The 17,862-nt window shown below is 54.3% G+C and carries 17 protein-coding genes; 13 read left to right on the top strand and 4 right to left on the bottom strand.

All coding sequences use genetic code 11. The features are described from left to right. Positions 1–167 precede the first annotated feature (167 nt). From rimO to ICT70_RS04530, 7 genes are all read left to right on the top strand, one after another. Positions 168–1,535 (top strand): 30S ribosomal protein S12 methylthiotransferase RimO, encoded by a 1,368-nt coding sequence (gene rimO, locus ICT70_RS04500; RefSeq protein ID WP_191154204.1) that lies wholly within the window; start codon positions 168–170, stop codon positions 1,533–1,535. Positions 1,536–1,583: 48 nt separating this feature from the next. Further along, complete coding sequence (locus ICT70_RS04505) at positions 1,584–2,579, top strand: sugar phosphate nucleotidyltransferase (protein ID WP_191154205.1); 996 nt, start codon at positions 1,584–1,586, stop codon at positions 2,577–2,579. 20 nt (positions 2,580–2,599) lie between these two features. Then, a complete protein-coding gene (locus ICT70_RS04510) occupies positions 2,600–4,192 on the top strand; it encodes a DUF445 family protein (RefSeq protein ID WP_191154206.1) in 1,593 nt (530 codons plus the stop codon). A 42-nt stretch (positions 4,193–4,234) separates the two neighbouring features. Next, positions 4,235–4,693, top strand: coding sequence for a peptide-methionine (S)-S-oxide reductase MsrA (gene msrA / locus ICT70_RS04515; RefSeq protein WP_191154207.1), 459 nt, complete (start codon positions 4,235–4,237; stop codon positions 4,691–4,693). 97 nt (positions 4,694–4,790) lie between these two features. Continuing rightward, the gene (locus ICT70_RS04520; RefSeq protein WP_224746818.1) at positions 4,791–5,519 is read left to right on the top strand and encodes an amino acid ABC transporter permease; all 729 of its coding nucleotides are present in this window, start codon (positions 4,791–4,793) and stop codon (positions 5,517–5,519) included. Positions 5,520–5,544: 25 nt separating this feature from the next. Next, entirely contained in the window at positions 5,545–6,366 is an 822-nt protein-coding gene (locus ICT70_RS04525; RefSeq protein WP_191154209.1) for a transporter substrate-binding domain-containing protein, read from the top strand. A 54-nt stretch (positions 6,367–6,420) separates the two neighbouring features. Continuing rightward, positions 6,421–7,302: an amino acid ABC transporter permease gene (locus tag ICT70_RS04530; protein ID WP_191154210.1), complete on the top strand. Its 882-nt coding sequence runs from the start codon at positions 6,421–6,423 to the stop codon at positions 7,300–7,302. 37 nt (positions 7,303–7,339) lie between these two features. Here ICT70_RS04530 and ICT70_RS04535 read toward each other — a convergent pair whose 3' ends face one another. After that, on the bottom strand, positions 7,340–8,215 hold the full coding sequence (locus tag ICT70_RS04535) for a MerR family transcriptional regulator (RefSeq protein WP_191154211.1): 876 nt from the start codon (positions 8,213–8,215) through the stop codon (positions 7,340–7,342). 88 nt (positions 8,216–8,303) lie between these two features. Between ICT70_RS04535 and ICT70_RS04540 the strand changes: the two genes are divergently transcribed. From ICT70_RS04540 to ICT70_RS04565, 6 genes are all read left to right on the top strand, one after another. Next, positions 8,304–8,582: a hypothetical protein gene (locus tag ICT70_RS04540; protein ID WP_191154212.1), complete on the top strand. Its 279-nt coding sequence runs from the start codon at positions 8,304–8,306 to the stop codon at positions 8,580–8,582. Next, the gene (locus ICT70_RS04545; RefSeq protein WP_191154213.1) at positions 8,579–10,147 is read left to right on the top strand and encodes an AarF/UbiB family protein; all 1,569 of its coding nucleotides are present in this window, start codon (positions 8,579–8,581) and stop codon (positions 10,145–10,147) included. The genes ICT70_RS04540 and ICT70_RS04545 overlap by 4 nt, the downstream gene beginning before the upstream one ends. A 15-nt stretch (positions 10,148–10,162) precedes the next feature. Next, positions 10,163–10,432, top strand: a complete 270-nt coding sequence (locus tag ICT70_RS04550) for a hypothetical protein (protein WP_191154214.1) — start codon at positions 10,163–10,165, stop codon at positions 10,430–10,432. Then, positions 10,432–11,379, top strand: a complete 948-nt coding sequence (locus tag ICT70_RS04555) for an NAD(P)/FAD-dependent oxidoreductase (protein ID WP_191154215.1) — start codon at positions 10,432–10,434, stop codon at positions 11,377–11,379. The genes ICT70_RS04550 and ICT70_RS04555 overlap by 1 nt, the downstream gene beginning before the upstream one ends. 18 nt (positions 11,380–11,397) lie before the next feature. Then, a complete protein-coding gene (locus ICT70_RS04560; RefSeq protein ID WP_191154216.1) occupies positions 11,398–11,874 on the top strand; it encodes an SRPBCC family protein in 477 nt (158 codons plus the stop codon). Positions 11,875–12,152: 278 nt separating this feature from the next. Next, complete coding sequence (locus ICT70_RS04565; RefSeq protein WP_191154217.1) at positions 12,153–12,839, top strand: DUF554 domain-containing protein; 687 nt, start codon at positions 12,153–12,155, stop codon at positions 12,837–12,839. 164 nt (positions 12,840–13,003) lie between these two features. On the opposite strand, the gene ICT70_RS04570 is transcribed toward ICT70_RS04565, so the two are convergent. From ICT70_RS04570 to ICT70_RS04580, 3 genes are read right to left on the bottom strand one after another with little or no spacing between them, the layout of a single operon-like run. Continuing rightward, on the bottom strand, positions 13,004–13,738 hold the full coding sequence (locus tag ICT70_RS04570; RefSeq protein WP_191154218.1) for a 3'-5' exonuclease: 735 nt from the start codon (positions 13,736–13,738) through the stop codon (positions 13,004–13,006). 3 nt (positions 13,739–13,741) lie between these two features. Beyond that, entirely contained in the window at positions 13,742–15,616 is a 1,875-nt protein-coding gene (locus ICT70_RS04575; RefSeq protein WP_191154219.1) for a putative nucleotidyltransferase substrate binding domain-containing protein, read from the bottom strand. A 51-nt stretch (positions 15,617–15,667) separates the two neighbouring features. Beyond that, positions 15,668–17,341, bottom strand: a complete 1,674-nt coding sequence (locus ICT70_RS04580) for a BCCT family transporter (RefSeq protein ID WP_191154220.1) — start codon at positions 17,339–17,341, stop codon at positions 15,668–15,670. Between the last annotated feature and the right edge of the window lie 521 nt (positions 17,342–17,862).

A 17,862-nucleotide genomic window follows, 5' to 3' on the forward strand; every position in this document is an offset into this window, starting at 1 on the left:
GTAATTTATTCAGCTCTGATTCAGCTCTGTCATTGCGCAGGGTCAGGGATGACGAACAGCGTCCCTTGACATAGAATTCCCGATCCGGAGCTGTACAGATACGATTTTTTTATCTTTCCGGTAGTCTTTGTTGCCTCTGCTGTTAACCTCTACACTTGGAAATCCGTATGCCCGTAAACCCACTCAATGTCAGTCTGGTCAGCCTCGGTTGCCCGAAAAATCTTGTCGACGCCGAGGTCATGCTTGGCCATTTGCCGGACGACCGCTTCAACATCGTGGTGGAAGAAGAGCAGGCCGATATTATCATCGTCAATACCTGTGCCTTTATCAACGATGCCAAAGAGGAATCGGTCGATACCATCCTTGAGGTGGCTGAATACAAACATAGCGGGCGCTGCCAATTGCTGATTGTTGCCGGCTGTCTGCCGCAGCGTTATCAGGAGCAGCTGCAGGAGCAGTTACCGGAGGTCGATCTGTTCATCGGCACCTCGGAAGGGGCACGGATTGTTGAATTGATCGACAAACAACTGCAGCTCTCCACCCCCAGTCGGGCAATCGGCGTCCCCGATTTCCTCTATGACCACACCACCCCTCGGGTCAACTCCTCGCCGGCGTACAGTACCTATGTGAAGATCGCCGAAGGCTGTTCCAACCGCTGCTCCTATTGTGTGATTCCGCAGCTGCGCGGTGATTTGCGTTCGCGCAGCATTGACTCGGTGGTCGCCGAGGTCCACTCCATGGTGGCCAACGGGGTCAGCGAAGTGAACCTGATCGCCCAGGATATCACCGCCTATGGCCGCGACCGCAACGACGGGGCAAGCTTGCCGGGCCTGTTGCGTGAGTTGGTCAAGATCGAGGGTCTGGTCTGGCTGCGCCTGCTCTATGCCTATCCGGAAGGGATCAGCGACGAACTGCTCGAGCTGATTGCGAGGGAGGAGAAAATCTGTAATTACCTGGATCTGCCCCTGCAGCATATTGATGACAGGATTTTAAGCGGGATGAACCGTCGCCTCGACGAAGCAGGTACGCGCCTTCTGCTGAAACGGATGCGTCAACGGGTCCCCGATTTGACCTTGCGAACCACCTTTATTGTCGGTTTCCCCGGTGAGACCCGGGAGCAATTCGACAAACTGCTGCAGTTTGTCGGCGAAGGGCACTTTGAGCGGGTTGGCGTCTTCCGCTATTCGCGTGAAGAGGGAACCCCGGCGGCGCAACTACCTGAACAGGTGGCGGCAGCCACCAAAACCTCACGCTTTAAACGCTTGATGAAGGCCCAGGCGCGGGTCTCCTTCCAGAAAAATCGCGCCCTGATCGGTCAGATTGAAGAGGTGCTGATTGAAGGCTACAGCGATGAAACCGATCTGCTGTTAAAGGGGCGCAGTCGCCGCCAGGCCCCGGATATTGATGGCCATTGTCTAATTACCGCCGGGCAGGCAAATGTCGGCGACTATGTAAGGTTGCGCATCACCGACTCTTCCGATTACGATCTGATTGGTGAGATCTGTGACAAGGCGGAGGCATCAAACGACAGTTAACGCACTCAAGGAACAAATACCATTAGCGATCCATAAGGAGAAAAACCCATGAAAGCTATCCTCCCCGTTGCCGGTAAAGGCACACGCCTGCGTCCCCACACCCATACCAAGGCCAAATCCCTGGTCAAGGTCGCCGGCAAAACCGTTCTCGAACACATCATTGAACGCCTCAAGGTTCTGGCTATCGATGAGTATATCTTCATCACCGATGAGAATGGCGCCCAGGTTGAAGCCTTCATGGCCGAGCACTTCCCGGAGCTGTGCTGCAGCTATCAGGTCCAACACCAGCGCCTCGGGCCGGCTCATGCCGTTGCCCTGGCAGCGCCTTCCATCCAGTCGGGCGATGATCTGCTGGTGGTCTTCAACGATACCATCTTTGTTACCGACCTGAACCGGATCGATCACCTCTGCAGTGATGCTGATGGCCTCATCTATTCCCGCGAAGTCGAAGATTATCAACGCTTCGGGGTCAACGTCATGGATGGCGACTACATCGTTGACATGGTAGAAAAGCCGGACACCCCGGTTTCACGTTTAGCCCAGGTCGGTCTCTATTATCTTAAGGATGGTGCCGGTTTTATTGCCGCTATCGAGGCTACCATCGCCGCCGGTGATACGGTCAAGGGGGAATATTATCTGCCGGCTGTCTTCATGCGCATGATGGCTGAAGGAAAAAAATTCAAGGCTCCGCAGATCGATGCCTGGCTCGACTGCGGCAAGCCTGAGACCCTGCTCGAAACCAATCGTTATCTGCTTGAAGGACGTCACCATATTCATGGTGAGGTGGATGATTGCGTGCTGATTGAACCGGTTCATGTGGAGCGGGGCGCGCGTATCCGTCATTCGATTATCGGACCCCACGTCTCTGTGGCTGCCGGTAGCGAGGTCGACTTCAGTACGATCAGCGATTCGATTATCAATGCCGATTGCAAGGTCAGCCACATGAGCCTTAATCAGTCGCTGTTAGGCGACTCGGTTACCCTGATCGGGGCGCCACGGCGCATGAATATCGGCGACCATTCCCTGATCGTGATGGATCAATAACCAGCGGTATCATCTTAACCATGGAACTGACCTCGTACCTGCCTTATCTGATACCGCCACTGCTCGGGGCGCTGATCGGCTATGTGACCAATTACATCGCCATCCGGATGCTTTTTCGTCCGTTACGAGCATGGCGGCTACTCGGGGTGCGGGTTCCCCTGACCCCGGGTATTATTCCGGCCAAGCGGGGAGAACTGGCACGTCGCATGGGCGAGATGGTCGGTGATCATCTGTTGACGGCAGATGATGTCGGGCGGGCGTTGGGCAAGGAATCGATTCAGCTGGAACTGCGCATGACGGTTACGCAGAAGCTCAGTCTCCTGCTGGATCGCCCCAGCGGTTCTCTGGCAAGCCTGGTGCCTGAGCACTTTCGACCACGCTTTGATGAAATTGTCCAGCTGTCCCGAAACAAGTTCACCAGCTTATTATTAACGTATTTCGCCAGTGACCAGTTTGCTGAACAGGTACACAGGTTTTTGCATGAGCAGGGGGACCAGTGGCTTGAGCGTGACCTTGGCAGCCTGCTGACCCCGGAGCGCAACCGCGCCTGGCAGACCCATCTCGCTGAGCGCTATACCCGCCTGTTTCAATCGCCTGCAACCTCAGACCTGGTCGGTGGTGCGGTTGATCGCAAGGTCGAGCAGTTGCTGGCCAGCAAGCGCCCACTGCGGGATCATCTGCCGGCGGAGCTGGTCGAGGTTCTGCTGGTGCAACTGGAAAAAGAGCTGCCACCGCTGATTGAAAAATTCGGCGAGATGCTCCAGGACCCGGTCTTTCGCGCCCAGCTGGTTAAAAAGGGGAAAAAGGCCATTGACGGCTTTCTCGATTCCCTGGGCGGACTGGCCGGGCTGCTCAGCGGTTTCATCGACCTGAAAAAAATCTATGCCAGAATCCCTGAATTTCTCGATCGTGCCGGTGATGAAATCGCTGTCTGGTTGCATCAACCACGTACCCGCGAACAGATGGCGACCCTGCTGCGTCAGCGCATCGACCAGCTGCTCGACCGTCCCGTAGCCAGCTTTACCGAAAACCTTGCGCCCCGGAAAATAGCAGGAACTCAGGCGTTCATCCGGGAACAGGTGGTAAACCGCCTGCAGTCGCACTCCACCATTGATACCGCCCTGGTGTTGACGGAATGTGCCGTGGATCGCATCAAAGATCGACCTTTTAACCAGCTGTTGTCGTCGATATTGCCGGATGACGGGGTCAAGCGCGGGGTTGACCGGATTGCTGAGAGTCTCCTCGAAACCCTGCGTTCAGAGCAGATACAGCGGGTGCTGAAGCGACTGATCAGTGAGCAGACCCAGGTGTGGATTTACCAGAAACCCCTCGGCGTAATTGCTGAGCGCTTTCCCCAGGATCTGCGTCGTGAAATCGACATCTCGGTATGCCGTCTGGTCGAGGATCTGCTTAAACAGGAGGCCCCGCGGCTGGTCGAAACCCTCAATGTCCGGCGCATGGTCGAAGACAAGGTCAATCGCCTTGACCTGCTCCAGGTCGAGGATCTGCTCATGGGGGTGATGAAGGAACAGTTCAAGTACATTAACCTGTTCGGGGCTTTTCTGGGATTTTTGATCGGTTGCATTAATTTGCTCGCTCTGTTGATCTTATAGTGAATCAGTCAAAGCCTAGTTATTTTTGAAAAGGATAAAATCATGAACAGAGCTACCTTTGCTGCAGGATGTTTTTGGGGAGTTGAAGAAAAGTTCCGCGTTCTGGATGGGGTCATTCAGACCAGCGTCGGTTACATGGGAGGTGAGGTCGAACATCCCACCTATCAGTTGGTCTGCAGTGGCGAAACCGGTCACGCCGAGGTGGTGGATCTGGAGTATGATCCGGCCCGCATCAGCTATCAGCAATTGCTCGAGCGTTTTTTTACCCTTCACAACCCGACCAGCCTCAATCGCCAGGGGTGGGATATCGGCAGCCAGTACCGTTCAACCATTTTCTATTACAATGAAGAACAACGCCGGCGCGCAACAAAAATGGTAGCGGTGATTGATGCCTCCGGACGCTATGATGATCCCGTCGTCACCGAGGTTGTCCCGGCGTCGACCTTCTGGCGAGCGGAGGAATATCATCAGCGCTACATACAAAAAAAATCCCAAAAATAAACTAATATGAAGGAGGTTAGCCATCGCTTCTTCATCTGTTAGATTAAATAAAAAGATCACGGATCTGCTGCAGCTCAGTGCCTTTATGATGCTTGTCATGGGGAGCGGTTACCTATTGCTGAGCGGCGCCGAGAAGCTCGGCTACAACTGGCAATGGCAGCGGGTAAGCCGTTATCTGATTGAAACTACCGCCGACGGCTGGCGTTTTGGACTCTTGTTCCAGGGATTGTGGATTACCCTCGAAATTGTCGCGATCAGTCTCGGATTATCCCTGGTCCTCGGCCTGCTGGTGGCACTGATGCGCCTTTCCAACAGTCCGATGGCAACCGGCCTTGCCAGGGTCTATCTGGAATTGATTCGTAACACCCCGCTGCTGATCCAGATCTTTGTCATTTATTTTGTCTTTGCCCCTATCTTTGACATGGGGCGTTTTGCTGCTGCCGTCCTCGCCCTGAGCCTGTTTGAGGGGGCCTATGCGTCGGAAATCATCCGTGCCGGGATCCTTGCTATCCCTTCCGGCCAGTGGGAGGCTTCCTCCTCTCTGGGGATGAACAGAGCCCAGTGTTATCGCTACGTTGTCCTCCCCCAGGCCCTGCGTCAGATGATCCCCCCCCTGACCAGTCAGGGTATCTCCCTGGTCAAAGATTCCGCTCTGGTATCAACCATTGCGATTTACGACCTGACCATGCGCGGCCAGCAGATCATCGCCGACACCTTTTTGACCTTTGAAATCTGGTTTGTTGTCGCCGCTATCTATCTTAGCGTTACCCTGATACTGACTCTTCTGGTAAGATATCTGGAACATCAGCTTTTTCCTGCTCGCTGACCACTTGCTGTTTAAGGAGAAAAAAATGAAAACCCAATTGATCCTGCTATTATCATTGGTTCTTTTGTCTGCTGCTCCATTATGGGCCAGTTCGTCCCGGCAGCAATTGATTCAAGAAAGCACCCTCGAGCAAGTGATTAAAAATAACCGCCTGCGGGTTGGTTTTTCGACCTTTGTCCCCTGGGCGATGAAGGATAAGACCGGCGGTTTTACCGGTTTCGAAATCGAGGTGGCAAGACAACTGGCACAGGACATGGATGTTGAGCTTGAACTGGTGCCGACCCGCTGGTCGGGGATCATTCCGGCCCTGTTGACCGGCAAGTTTGATATTATCATCGGCGGCATGGGGATCACCCCGGCGCGTAACCTCAAGGTCAATTTCAGTGACCCCTACGAATATTCCGGCATGTCGATCCTCGCTAACCGGCGGTTAGCCGGTGAGCGCAGCACCCTTGCAGAGTTTAATACGCCGGACGTCGAGATCGTCGCCCGCATCGGCACCACCGCCGCAGCAGCAGCCGAGCGCTATCTGCCCGAGGCGAAGCTGCGGTTGTTTGATGATGAAGGGCAGGCGTTGCAGGAGCTTCTTAACAACCGTGCCGCTGCCCTGGTTGCTTCGCAGCCGTTTCCTGAGTTTCAGGCTCTGCGTTACCAGGAGCGCCTTTATCTGCCGCTGGCAGGAAAAACCTTTACCCGTGAACCCATTGGTTTTGCGATCCGCAAGGGAGATCCTGATTTTCTGAATTTTCTGAATAACTGGATCCGCCTGCGTTTTGCCGACGGCTGGCTGGAGCAGCGCTATAACTACTGGTTTACTACCGACGACTGGCGTGGTCAGATCGAGTAGCTTGCTGGTTAACCTGGCTTGAATAATAAGTGGTCTGCGTTATAGGAGGAGTTTTTGCGACGTTCCCTGCGCTGGGGGTGGCTTGATACCCTGTTGCTTCTGGCCCTGCTGACCCTGATTGCCTATCTGGGCTACCGGGTCAGCATAGGTCTTGAGTATCGCTGGAACTGGCAGGTTATCCCGCAGTATCTGGTGCGCCGCGATAGTGATGGCGGGTGGGTAGCCAACATGCTCCTGCTCGGGCTGCTGACAACCATTCGCTTGAGTTTCTGGAGCCTGCTGCTGGCGCTGCCCTTCGGGGTTATTGCCGGCCTGTTGCGCATCAGCCCACACCTGTTCAACCGTTTGTTGGGGGGCACCTATGTTACCCTGTTGCGCAATCTGCCACCGTTGGTACTGATATTTATTTTCTTTTTTTTCATCAGTGACCAGATTCTGCCGCAACTTAACATTGGCGCGCGCCTGTATGCCGCTCCCGATTGGGTGCAGACCCTGGTACCGGTGCTGATTGCTCCCATTGAACAGATTGAAACCTTTGTCGCGGCGGCTTTTACCCTGGCCCTGTTCGAGGGTGCTTATGTAGCAGAGATTGTCCGCGCCGGGATTAACAGTATCGAAGAGGGTCAGTGGGAGGCTGCGCGTGCTCTGGGGATGCGCCACTGGCAGATTCTGCGCCAGGTGATTCTACCCCAGGCCCTGCAACGGATGATTCCACCATTGACCGGGCAGGCGATTTCGACCATCAAAGACTCGGCCATCGTCGCGGTTATTTCGGTGCAGGAGTTGACCTTCCAGGGGCTGGAACTGATGGCGGCCACCTATCTGACCTTTGAGGTGTGGCTGACCGTGACGGCCCTCTATTTTCTGTTAACCTACAGCTGTTCAACCCTGGCCGGGCGCCTGGAGTTGCGCATGCGCCGCGCCTACCAGTATTAGGCCGCTGTAGCGGCGCTGTTAACCCAGGGCAAACAGCTCAACCTGTTGGTTTTTGGAGGTTGAGATCCGGAAATTCGCGGGCACACAGGCTACTGATCTGGCCCAGGTCGGTGCACACACTAATCCCCGGCAGGTGCATCCCGTTACGCAAGGCAAACCCGCCGGCGATCATTTTGATATGGCTCGGCAACCCCTTACGCAGCCACGCCAGATCGCGCTTTGCTTGGCGTGGAGCGATCTGAATACTGAAGGACAGGGCAACCGCGTCCGCAGCAAAAAAATCCACTATAGAGAGTACTTCCGCCACCGGTAATTCCTCCATCACCAGATGACAATCGCATCCCTGCTGGTGAAACAACACGGCTGATAACAGCAGCCCCAGCTTGTGGCGCTCACCGCTCAAGGTCGTAAAGACGATCCTCGGACCATATGCGCGGGGAACAAGCTGTTCCTTCAAGATGGTTGCCAGACAATCCGAGAGCAGATGTTCGCGGGCAATACTTAGTTTGCCGGTCAGCCAGCCACGATCCATCACTTCCAGTAAGGGGACCGCAAATTCCAGGATAAAAGCCTCGATTCCCCGCTGCTGCAACTGAGTTCGTAGTTCCTTGTCGAGCTGGGCCGCCGCAACGGTTGTAACCAGCTGCTGCAGGTCATGATGACGGTCGTCAACGTGCTGCTGATTTAGTAGTGCTCTGCGCTCCGCCGCCGTCAAGGCAAAAAGCTGTTTCGGACGATGACCCAGATTCTGGAGCTTTTTGATGATCCGCAAGTCATCAATCTGTGCCGGCGGATAAAGGCGGTGTCCGCGGGTGTTGCGTTCGGGGGTGGGAAAGCCGAAGCGTCGTTCCCACACCCGCAAGGTGTCGACACCAATGCCGAGTTCCTGACTCAGTTGTTGGATGGTAATCATATTTTGTCCTAGACAATAAGATAGTTATTGGAATAATATACTAAAAAAGAAATTTTTGGAACCCGGTATCAAGCCAAAGGAGCTATTTATGGACAACAAACTGGAACAGCTTTTTTATATTGCCTTAGGGGGCGCCCTGTCGGTGAAAGAAAAACTGGAGAACAACAGTGAGGAAGTCAAAAAGTGGCAAAGTGAAGCCGAAGCCAATGCGCGGGCATTTCTCGATGAACTCAGCCAACGTGGAGCGCAGGAAAAAGATCAGGTTAAAGACCTTTTGCGTGAGCAGATCAAAGAGGTGATCAATGAACTCGGCCTGGTGACCAGGGTAGATCTGGAGGAGCTAAAAAAGGATCTTAAAACTAAGTGAACAGGCTCGGTCTCATTCTACATCTTTGCCGACCGGGGCGCAGTTATGCCGTCTTCAGTTTTCTGATGACGGTTTTTCTGCTGTTCCGGCGCCGTTCACGCTGGTGGTGGTGGCGACCGCTATCCCCTGATCAGCTGGTTGATACCGTCCGCATGCTGGGCGCCAGTTTTGTCAAGCTGGCCCAGGTACTGGCAACCCGGGCGGATTTTTTTGATGAGGACTATCTCGTCGCTCTGCGGCAGTTGCATGACCGCATGCCGGCGATGACAACAACAGACCGAACCAGGGTCTTCCGGCGCGCCTTCGATGATCCGGACGTGTTTGACTATTTTGATCAGCAGCCCCTGGCCAGTGCTTCTATCGGCCAGGTCCATCGGGCGCGCCTGCGAGCTAACGGTCAGGAGGTGGCAGTCAAGCTGTTGCGCTGGAACATCCGGGTCCAGGTCCAGGTGGATATTGTTCTGTTAAATCTGTTTTTACGCCTGTTTCGTCCGCTGTTTACCGACCAGACCCGTCATTCCATCGAATCCGTCCTGGCGGCTTTTACCCGAGTGATCCGACAGGAAGTCAGCATGACTCAGGAACTGGCCAATCTGGAGCTGTTCAGCCAGACCTACAGTGATGCCGGGGTGCGCTTTCCGGTTCCGGTAAAAGCGCTGTCCAGCGATGATGCCCTGGTCATGAGTTTTGAAGAAGGGGCACGCATCGATAACATTCGCCAGATCGAGGCTTGGGGGGTGGATTTCTCCGCTCTGATGAAAACCCTGGTGCTGTTTTACACGGAACAGATGTTGGTCAAGGGGTTTTTTCATGCTGATCCGCACCCCGGCAATCTGCTGGTCACCGCAGAAGGACAGCTGATTCTTCTCGATTTCGGTATGGTCAGCCGGATCCCGCAGGATATGCGTCAGGCGATGATCTATGCGGTCAAGGCGGCCTACGAACGTGACTATCAGCTGCTGGTTGGCGCGACCCGGCGTATGGGGATGTTAACCGAAGAGGCTGACGTTAGTGATTTAAGCCGGATTGCTGAAAATCTGTTCGCTATTTTTGACAGCGACCATCTTGATGCCGCGAGCATGCAGGGGCTGGCTTTTGGGGTGTTGGAATTGTTGCATGATCAGCCCTTCAAGTTACCCCAGGATGTCATCTATGTGATGCGGGTGAGCTCTCTGATTGAGGGGCTGGGCACTCAGTATGTCAATAACTTCAACGGGATAAAGGATATTTTGCCGATCCTGAAAGAAAATTTGCCGCGCGCATTAGGTGAAGATCGTGGTGTCGCGGAGCGACTAAAGCGCGAGCTGGTGCAGTTGCCCCTGACCTTGACCCAGGCGCGCACGGTCATCGAACAGGCCCAACAGGGTGACCTGACGGTGCGCATGGCGCGACCCGACCGGGATTATCTGGTGGAAAAGGTAAGTAAGCAACTACGCCGCCTTGGTTTGATGATTTTTTTTCTGGCACTGGCGTTTTACTTTCAACAATGGCTCAATCAACCCGGTACGGTCTTGTCGGTTATCAGTCTGGCGCTGGCCGCCTGGCTGCTGCGTAATAAAAATTGACGAGGAAAAAAGAAGATGAAGGTGACCTATGTAGATGCCCACAAAGAGATCATTCTGGAAAATTTACCCCATTTTTTTAGCGAGCAACTTATTGATGACCCCGAGGCATTGCTTGAACAGCTGGAGCGCGAGTTGCGCAGTTTATACGTGCGTCAGGGCAACGACTGGACCGGGCGCGGTGAGATTGGCGATCCCCGGCTGGAAGCGACCATTGCCGTACTCGAGGCAGTAAGGGCCGAGTGTCTGCAGACGATCGAATCGTCCGTTCATAACAGGAGTCAATAATGAGAGCAGCAGTGATCGGTGCCGGGATGGCAGGAGTAACCATGGCCCGGCAGCTAGTGGCGCAGGGGAATGCAGTGACCCTCTTTGATAAGAGCAAGGGTACCGGTGGGCGTATGTCGAGCCGCTCCTGGCAGGGGGGCTGGATCGATCATGGTGCCCCCTATTTTGCCGCCCGGTCAGACGAATTTGCCGGTTACCTGCAACGACATCTGGCGCCCGAGGTCTGGCGATCCTGGCAGGCACAGATAAGTGGGACCCCGAACCAGGACGAATTGGCAGATTATATTGGAATTCCGCGTAACAGCAGCATCACCCGTTCCCTGCTTGGAGCAATTAACTTTCAACCTTCTACCCGGATTGCCGGACTGGAGCGTGAAGGTAACAGTTGGTTGCTTTTCAATGATGGTGAATCCTTGTTGGGGCGTTGGGATCTGGTGGTCATCACTGCACCTGCTCCCCAGACCTATGTCCTGGTGCGGGACTTTCACGAGATCGCCGAACAGGTAAAAAAGGCGCAGATGGAGCCCTGCTGGGTTGCGGCAGTGCAGTTGTCTGAACCCTTGAACGAGACTGCCGAAGTCATGATTGATCCTGTTGCGGGATTGCGGCGGATTGTCGCAAATAGTGCCAAGCCCGGGCGCAACAACAAGAATGTCTACTTGTTGCAGGCAACCGCCGACTGGTCCCAGGGTCATCTCGAAGAAACGCCGGAGATGGTCGGTGCCAAGCTGTGTGAGTTATTGCTGCAGGGTCTTTGTCCAGCAACGCCACCGCAGCTGTTATTTGCCCACCGCTGGCGCTATGCCTTTACCAAAACCCCTTTAGGTAAGGGGTTTTTATGGAGCCAGGGTTTGCAATTAGGTATATGTGGTGACTGGTGCATCGGTCGCACCGTGGAGGATGCCTGGGCCAGTGCTATGGCTCTGGCCGAACAGATCAGCAACTGACCTGAAGGGGTTGTTAAGATGCATGAACTTCACCGTGAATTACTGCTTGATGCTCCCTGTGAAAGCCTTTGGGATTTCATCGCGACACCTGAGAACCTCAACCAGCTGACCCCGCCGGAACTGGATTTTCAGATTGTCAGTGAATTGCCGGAACGGATGTATAATGGACTGACTATTCTGTACCGGATCCGCATTCCCTGGTTCGGTACCCACCGTTGGCTTACGGAAATCAAACATATCCGCGAGGGGGTTTCCTTTGTTGATGAGCAGCGTCTTGGTCCCTATAGACTCTGGTATCACTATCATCAAATTGAAAGCCTGGGAACAAATAAAACTAGAATGATTGACCATGTAAGCTACGCACTCCCCTTTGGTCCGATGGGGGAGCTGGTCCATTCGCTGAAGGTACGGCAGATGTTAAAGGATATTTTCGACTACCGGCGGGTTAAATTGCTGGAACTGTTCCCGCCGGTTACTGACAACGCCGGTCCTTGAATCCGGCTGGCGCAAAACAACCAGACTATCCAACTGCTGGTATCTACCTCCTGAGCAACTATTCAGCTGCTGTCCTTCGCACAGGGTCAGGGATGACGAAAAGCGTCCTTTGACGAGGGATTCTAAGACCCGATGCTGAACAGATACCCTCCGGCAAGGTACATATTCCACATTCCCCTTTCGAATGTTTTGAGCTATGGTGTTCGGCGTCAATCAGCCATCGAGCCGAACCTATTGCGTACCCGGCTTATTTAAACCAGATCAGGTCGGACTTCCATATGTTGCTGCAGGGAACCCTGGTAAACATGATCGCTATCGTCGTCGGATCCCTGATCGGTCGATGGGCGGGGCGATATTTATCTGCTACCATCAGAAACACCCTGATGGCAGGTCTGGGTCTGGCCGTCCTGTTAATCGGGCTGCAACTGGCGCTGCAAAGTCAGCAGATCATGATCGTGATCGGCAGCCTGATTGCCGGCGGTCTGCTGGGCGAATTACTGGCCATCGAAAAGCGCCTGGAGTCCTTTGGCCTGCGACTGCAGCAGCGTTTTTCCGGGATGGGCAAGGTCGCCGAGGGGTTTGTTACTGCCAGTCTGCTGTACTGTGTCGGCGCCATGGCGATCATGGGAGCGTTGCAGGACGGCATGGGGGAAGAACCGACGATTCTTTACGCCAAGGCCTTTCTAGATGGCGTTGCATCCATCGCCCTGGCATCGACCCTGGGAATCGGTGTCATTTTTTCCATCATCCCCCTGCTCCTTTACCAGGGTGCCATTACTCTGGCAGCAGAGATGAGTCGTACCCTCCTGACCCCGGCTGTTATCGTTGAAATGAATGCTGTCGGTGGCCTCCTGATTACTGCCATTGCCCTGGATCTGATCGGCGTAAAACGTCTGCCGGTCGGCAATCTCCTGCCGGCGGTCGCTGTCGCTGTTGGCTTGATGTGGCTATTTCAATTGGCTTGAGCGCTCTTCACTTCAGCTCTTCCTCTCACCTCACATCACCTTTCCTTAAACGTCCACCTCCAGCAGATGTTTAAGCGAATTATGGGTGGATTGGTTTGAATAATAATACCTTGCTGGTGTTGTTTAAGTACCGGTGGCGGGATGAACATTCAATACCACAGTTTTTAATGCCAAACCTTATCTACCCAGGTTTGTGGAGTAAAGTGCCAGGCGACCTGGGCCTGAAAGAGTTCGGCGGTGGCCAGAGCATCGATCAGGGCATGATGGGGAGTATAATGCGGCAGATGATAACGGCTGCGACAAGCGGCCAGCCGGATTGATTCGGGGGTGCGTCCGAAAAACTGGACGATGCGCTGAAAAAAGCGCCGCCGGACATAGCGATTGTCGATCTCCATGGTATCGATGGCCGGAAAGACAATCCCCTCACCAATCCGCTCCTTGAGAGCAATATCAAGAAAACGGCGTTCAATCTGCCGGCAATGAACCACCACCACCCTGTGCGCCAAAGCCAGCAACAATTCGGGTAATATCTGCTTCAGATCGTGACCGACCAGTGCTTCCGCGTGGGTGATCCCGTGAATAACGACCGAGCTGGTGGTCAGCGGTTTTTCCGGATTCAGGACCCAGTAGCGGGCCTTGCTGCAGTAGATACGATGCAGGTCAAAAGGAATCAGACCGACACTGACGATAGCATCGCGAGCCGGATCGAGCCCGGTGGTTTCAATATCCAGTGCCACCAGCGAGACGTCGCTCAGGGGGGTTTCAGGTGCTACCACCCCGGCCTGGTAATATTGTTTAAGACCGGGGTTTTTGGCTGATATTGCCAACTGGTCAAACAGTTGGGGCCATTGAGGGGGGCGATGGTCGGATGGTTTTTTTGCCGATTTAAGATAGAGCATTGTCTATCCCTGCTTCGCACTGCGTCTGGCCGGGTAGCGAAATTTAAGGAACTTCTGGGCATTGGACAGGGCCTGAAAGGCATCCTTGAGATTTCGCCGGTCAAATTGGCTGAGGGTTTCCGGATTAATATTGTTGTCAGCGTCCACGCCAAGGGTCAGGCTTTGCGCCTGGTGCCTTAGTCGTACCATCGACATAAACTCCAGGGCATCACGCAGCGCTTCGGTACGACCCAAGGGGAGCACGTTCGCATCGCGAATATCGTCAAGACGATCAAACGAATTTTGCGCCGTCGAACCGGCCGCCAGGGCGTGAACCCGGATCAGGGCCGCCAGTGGCGCCGTACCACGGCGTTTGAGGTCAAGGGAGTTCTTGTGCTTGCCGTCGCGCTCGAGCAGGAAGTCTTTGAAAAAGCCCAGTGGTGGGGTGCGGCTTAAGGCGTTACGGGCGAGGGCAAAGAGAAAATACGGGCTTTTTTTCGCCTGACCGGCAATCTGTTCTTTGAGTTGTTCGACCCAGCCAACCTCCCCCCAGATCCCCTCCAGATCAAAGAATATGGAGCTGTTCAGCAGATCTTCCGGGGTCGGTTTGGCAATCCACTGGGCAAAATAGCGGCTCCAGACTTTTCGCGGTTGACGCCACCGCTCTGTGGTTGCCATGATTCCCCCTTTACAGTAGGGATAACCGGTGGCTGCCAGGCCGTCACAGATAAACGTCGCCAGCTGTTTAAAATAGTCACCATGGACGGTCGGGTCGTAGGAATCATCAAGAATCAGAGCGTTGTCCTGATCCCCACCCGGCAACAACTCGTCACGCGCCATCGAACCGAGGGCGACAAAGCAACAAGGGATCGGCGGTGCCCCAAGTCTCTCTGTCGCCAGTTCCAGCAGTCGTTGTTTGACACTGCGGCCGAACACCGACATGGCGCTGCCGACCATCTGGGAATTAGCCTCCTCATTGACCATCCGCACAAAACTGGCTTCAATCTCAGGCTTTAATCCGGATAGTTCCTCAACGTCCTGAGCCCGCAGGATCCGCGCCACCACCAGCAGGCTGTTCTGTGATTCGTAACGGATTAAATCGGACAGGGATATTACCCCGACGGGCCGCCGATCGCGCATCACCGGCAGGTGGTGAATGCGGTAGCGCAGCATGGCCAGCATGGCTTCAAAAACGTACTGCTGGGCCTCGATACTGATCAGGTTTTCCGACATGATGCCGGCAACCGCGGTCTTCAACGGCAGACCGGCAGCAATAAAGCGAGTGCGAAGATCGCGATCGGTGATAATCCCCACCACTTGTCCAGGATCATCGGCAGCACAGATCAGCAGGGACGAGACCCCTTCTTCGGTCATCCGTTGTCCGGCCTCAAAAACACTGGCGGTTGCCGCTATACTGACCGGCTCTCGATTTATCAGCTGCTGGATTCGTGTCCGCATCAACTCATTGGATTGGTTGGCACGCGAAACCGCCTGGCGTAAACGGGCCCGATCCCCCAACTCAACGTAGTCAGCAAAGGCATCGTGATCGTCACAGAGCTGGTTAAATTGTGCCTCGGGGATAATATACAGCAGGGAATCTTCGAGGGCGCGGGCCGGAAAACGCACGCGGTTGTGCATCAGCAGGCTCATCTGGCCGAACAACGACCCCTCTTCAAGGCGATTATAGAGGGTGCCGTTACGCCGGAACACTTCGACCGAGCCGCTGCGGACAAAATAGACTTCGTGGATCTCGTCGCCAAAGCTGAGGATGGTACTGCCAGCCTTGTAATAGGCAACTTCAACCTGAGCCGCAAGCTCTTGCACGACCTCAACCGGCAGCGCCTCAAAGGGTTCAAAGCGCCGCAGGTGATCAGAAATTTCCAGCAGTTCAACTTCCATTATGTGCCTGACGTATTTAAACGAGGGGTAACTATTCTTGGTAACTTGTTACTAGCCACGCGGCTCAGATGCCAACCCTTTGATTAACGACCAGCAACTGATTAACAGAATAATGGTAAAAGGAAAACCGGTTGAAACCGCCATGGCTTGCAATGCCACCAGACCACCACCAAGGATCAGGACAATTGCCACCAGCCCTTCAAAGGTGCACCAGAAAACCCGCTGTGGTACCGGCGCTTCGACCTTGCCCCCGGCAGAAATGGTGTCGATAACCAGTGAGCCGGAGTCGGACGAGGTCACGAAGAAGACAATGACCAAAACAATCGCGATAAAAGAGGTGATCTGTGACAGGGGTAACGCGTCAAGCATTAAAAAGAGCTGTAGCGGAAGCACTGCTTCTGCCACCGCGGTGTAGCCATCCGTGACAAGCTGACTGATGGCGGTGCTGCCGAAAACGGTCATCCACAGAACACAAGCGGCTGACGGAATTAACAGGACCGAAATCAGAAACTCCCGCACCGTTCGGCCACGTGAGACGCGGGCGATAAACATACCGACGAAGGGGGACCAGGAAATCCACCAGGCCCAGTAAAAGGAAGTCCATCCTTGGGCAAAATTACTGTCGGCGCGGCCGATGGGGTTGGCCAGGGCCGGTAGATGCTGAAAATAAGCACCGAGATTGCTGAAAAAGCCGGTGATAATCGCCAGGGTCGGGCCAACAATGATGACAAAGAGCAATAGCAGCGCCGCGAGGGTCATGTTGATCTGCGACAAGCGCTGTACGCCGGCCTCCAACCCGGCGACCACGGAAAAGAGAGCCACCGCCGTGATAGCAACAATTAGCAGGACCTGGGTGGTGGTTCCCGGGGGCAGGTCAAACAGATAACTTAAACCGGCAGCCGCCTGGGATGCTCCGATGCCAAGGGACGTAGCAAGACCGAACAGGGTCGCAAAGATTGCCAGAATATCGATGATATGCCCCGGCCAGCCCCAGATCCGCTCGCCCAGGAGGGGATAAAAGATCGAGCGAACCGTCAGGGGGAGCCCTTTGTTGAAGGAAAAGAGGGCCAGCCCCAGAGCAATCACCGAATAGATCGCCCAGGGATGGAGAGCCCAGTGATAAATGGTGGCCGCCATGCCCAGTCGCTCTGCGGCCAGGGCATCACCGACAGCTCCGGCCAACGGTGCCCAGTCGGTTCTGACGCCACCCTCAACCGTGGTTCCGGCAAAAGAACTACTGAAATGCGACAATGGCTCAGACACACCGTAAAACATCAGACCGATGCCCATACCGGCGGCAAAGAGCATGGAAAACCAGCCCAGATAGCTGAAGTCCGGCTTCGCTTCGGTGCCACCAATTCGCACCCTGCCCAAAGGGGAAACAACCAGACCGAGACAGACCAGCACGAAGATATTGCCGGCAGAAATGAAAAACCAGTCTAGATTGGATGTCAACCAACCCCGCAAGGAACCGAACAGCGGTTCGGCCTGAGTCTGAAACAGCAGGGTCAGGACGACAAACAGAATAATTGTCCCTGCTGCAGTGCCGAACACCGGGTTGTGAATATCAAAACCGTAACGACCCAGTTTAAAACTGACATTATCCTGTCCGACTTTATAGTCCGTATCGATCGGGTTGACTTCACCCTCCGGTTCAATCTTGTCAAGGTGGGCGATGACCTCTTCGAGGTCATCGGGTTTATTCTTATCTTTCTTTTGTGTCATAGATATCTCCTGAAGCCATTTAGCGAATAAATAGCCGAAAAAAGGGGGATGCATGACTAATCGGCAGAAAAAGATCCCGGACGTGACTCAAAAGTGAGGGAAAAGACGATTAAGCTCGATGGCTTGGTGATTGCAGACCACGCTGTCCACTGATGCTCAGGTATTGCGGCATATAGCTTCAACGCGCCTGTCGTCCTGGCCTGCCCCGTAAACAGCTATTCACGTTCAGACTGGCCGACCTGACATGCGACATCAATTAATAGGGTTTATCAATACAAACAACTGAAAACCCTATCATAGGTTTTGACGATTTGCAAAATGAGCCTCAACATATTCTTGCAAACAGGTGTTGAACAAAGGCCTCTGTTTGACAGCAAAAGAGGCTGTAGCGATGTGCCGTCAGGATATTTATTGCTTTATCTCCCTCCAAAACTTACTGCTAACATACCGAAAACAGATAAATGTAACCCGACATCCAGAGTCATTCCAGTCGATGTCCAATGCGCAGAAGATTTTTGTCA

This window comes from Pelovirga terrestris, assembly GCF_014773365.1.
Lineage (GTDB): Bacteria > Desulfobacterota > Desulfuromonadia > Desulfuromonadales > Geopsychrobacteraceae > Pelovirga > Pelovirga terrestris.

Bases quoted from the DNA above. Each gene is read 5' to 3' on its own strand.
- rimO (WP_191154204.1), top strand. From the start codon at position 168: ATGCCCGTAAACCCACTCAATGTCAGTCTGGTCAGCCTCGGTTGCCCG.
- ICT70_RS04505 (WP_191154205.1), top strand. From the start codon at position 1,584: ATGAAAGCTATCCTCCCCGTTGCCGGTAAAGGCACACGCCTGCGTCCC.
- ICT70_RS04510 (WP_191154206.1), top strand. From the start codon at position 2,600: ATGGAACTGACCTCGTACCTGCCTTATCTGATACCGCCACTGCTCGGG.
- msrA (WP_191154207.1), top strand. From the start codon at position 4,235: ATGAACAGAGCTACCTTTGCTGCAGGATGTTTTTGGGGAGTTGAAGAA.
- ICT70_RS04520 (WP_224746818.1), top strand. From the start codon at position 4,791: ATGGGGAGCGGTTACCTATTGCTGAGCGGCGCCGAGAAGCTCGGCTAC.
- ICT70_RS04525 (WP_191154209.1), top strand. From the start codon at position 5,545: ATGAAAACCCAATTGATCCTGCTATTATCATTGGTTCTTTTGTCTGCT.
- ICT70_RS04535 (WP_191154211.1), bottom strand. From the start codon at position 8,215: ATGATTACCATCCAACAACTGAGTCAGGAACTCGGCATTGGTGTCGAC.
- ICT70_RS04540 (WP_191154212.1), top strand. From the start codon at position 8,304: ATGGACAACAAACTGGAACAGCTTTTTTATATTGCCTTAGGGGGCGCC.
- ICT70_RS04550 (WP_191154214.1), top strand. From the start codon at position 10,163: ATGAAGGTGACCTATGTAGATGCCCACAAAGAGATCATTCTGGAAAAT.
- ICT70_RS04555 (WP_191154215.1), top strand. From the start codon at position 10,432: ATGAGAGCAGCAGTGATCGGTGCCGGGATGGCAGGAGTAACCATGGCC.
- ICT70_RS04560 (WP_191154216.1), top strand. From the start codon at position 11,398: ATGCATGAACTTCACCGTGAATTACTGCTTGATGCTCCCTGTGAAAGC.
- ICT70_RS04565 (WP_191154217.1), top strand. From the start codon at position 12,153: ATGTTGCTGCAGGGAACCCTGGTAAACATGATCGCTATCGTCGTCGGA.
- ICT70_RS04570 (WP_191154218.1), bottom strand. From the start codon at position 13,738: ATGCTCTATCTTAAATCGGCAAAAAAACCATCCGACCATCGCCCCCCT.
- ICT70_RS04575 (WP_191154219.1), bottom strand. From the start codon at position 15,616: ATGGAAGTTGAACTGCTGGAAATTTCTGATCACCTGCGGCGCTTTGAA.
- ICT70_RS04580 (WP_191154220.1), bottom strand. From the start codon at position 17,341: ATGACACAAAAGAAAGATAAGAATAAACCCGATGACCTCGAAGAGGTC.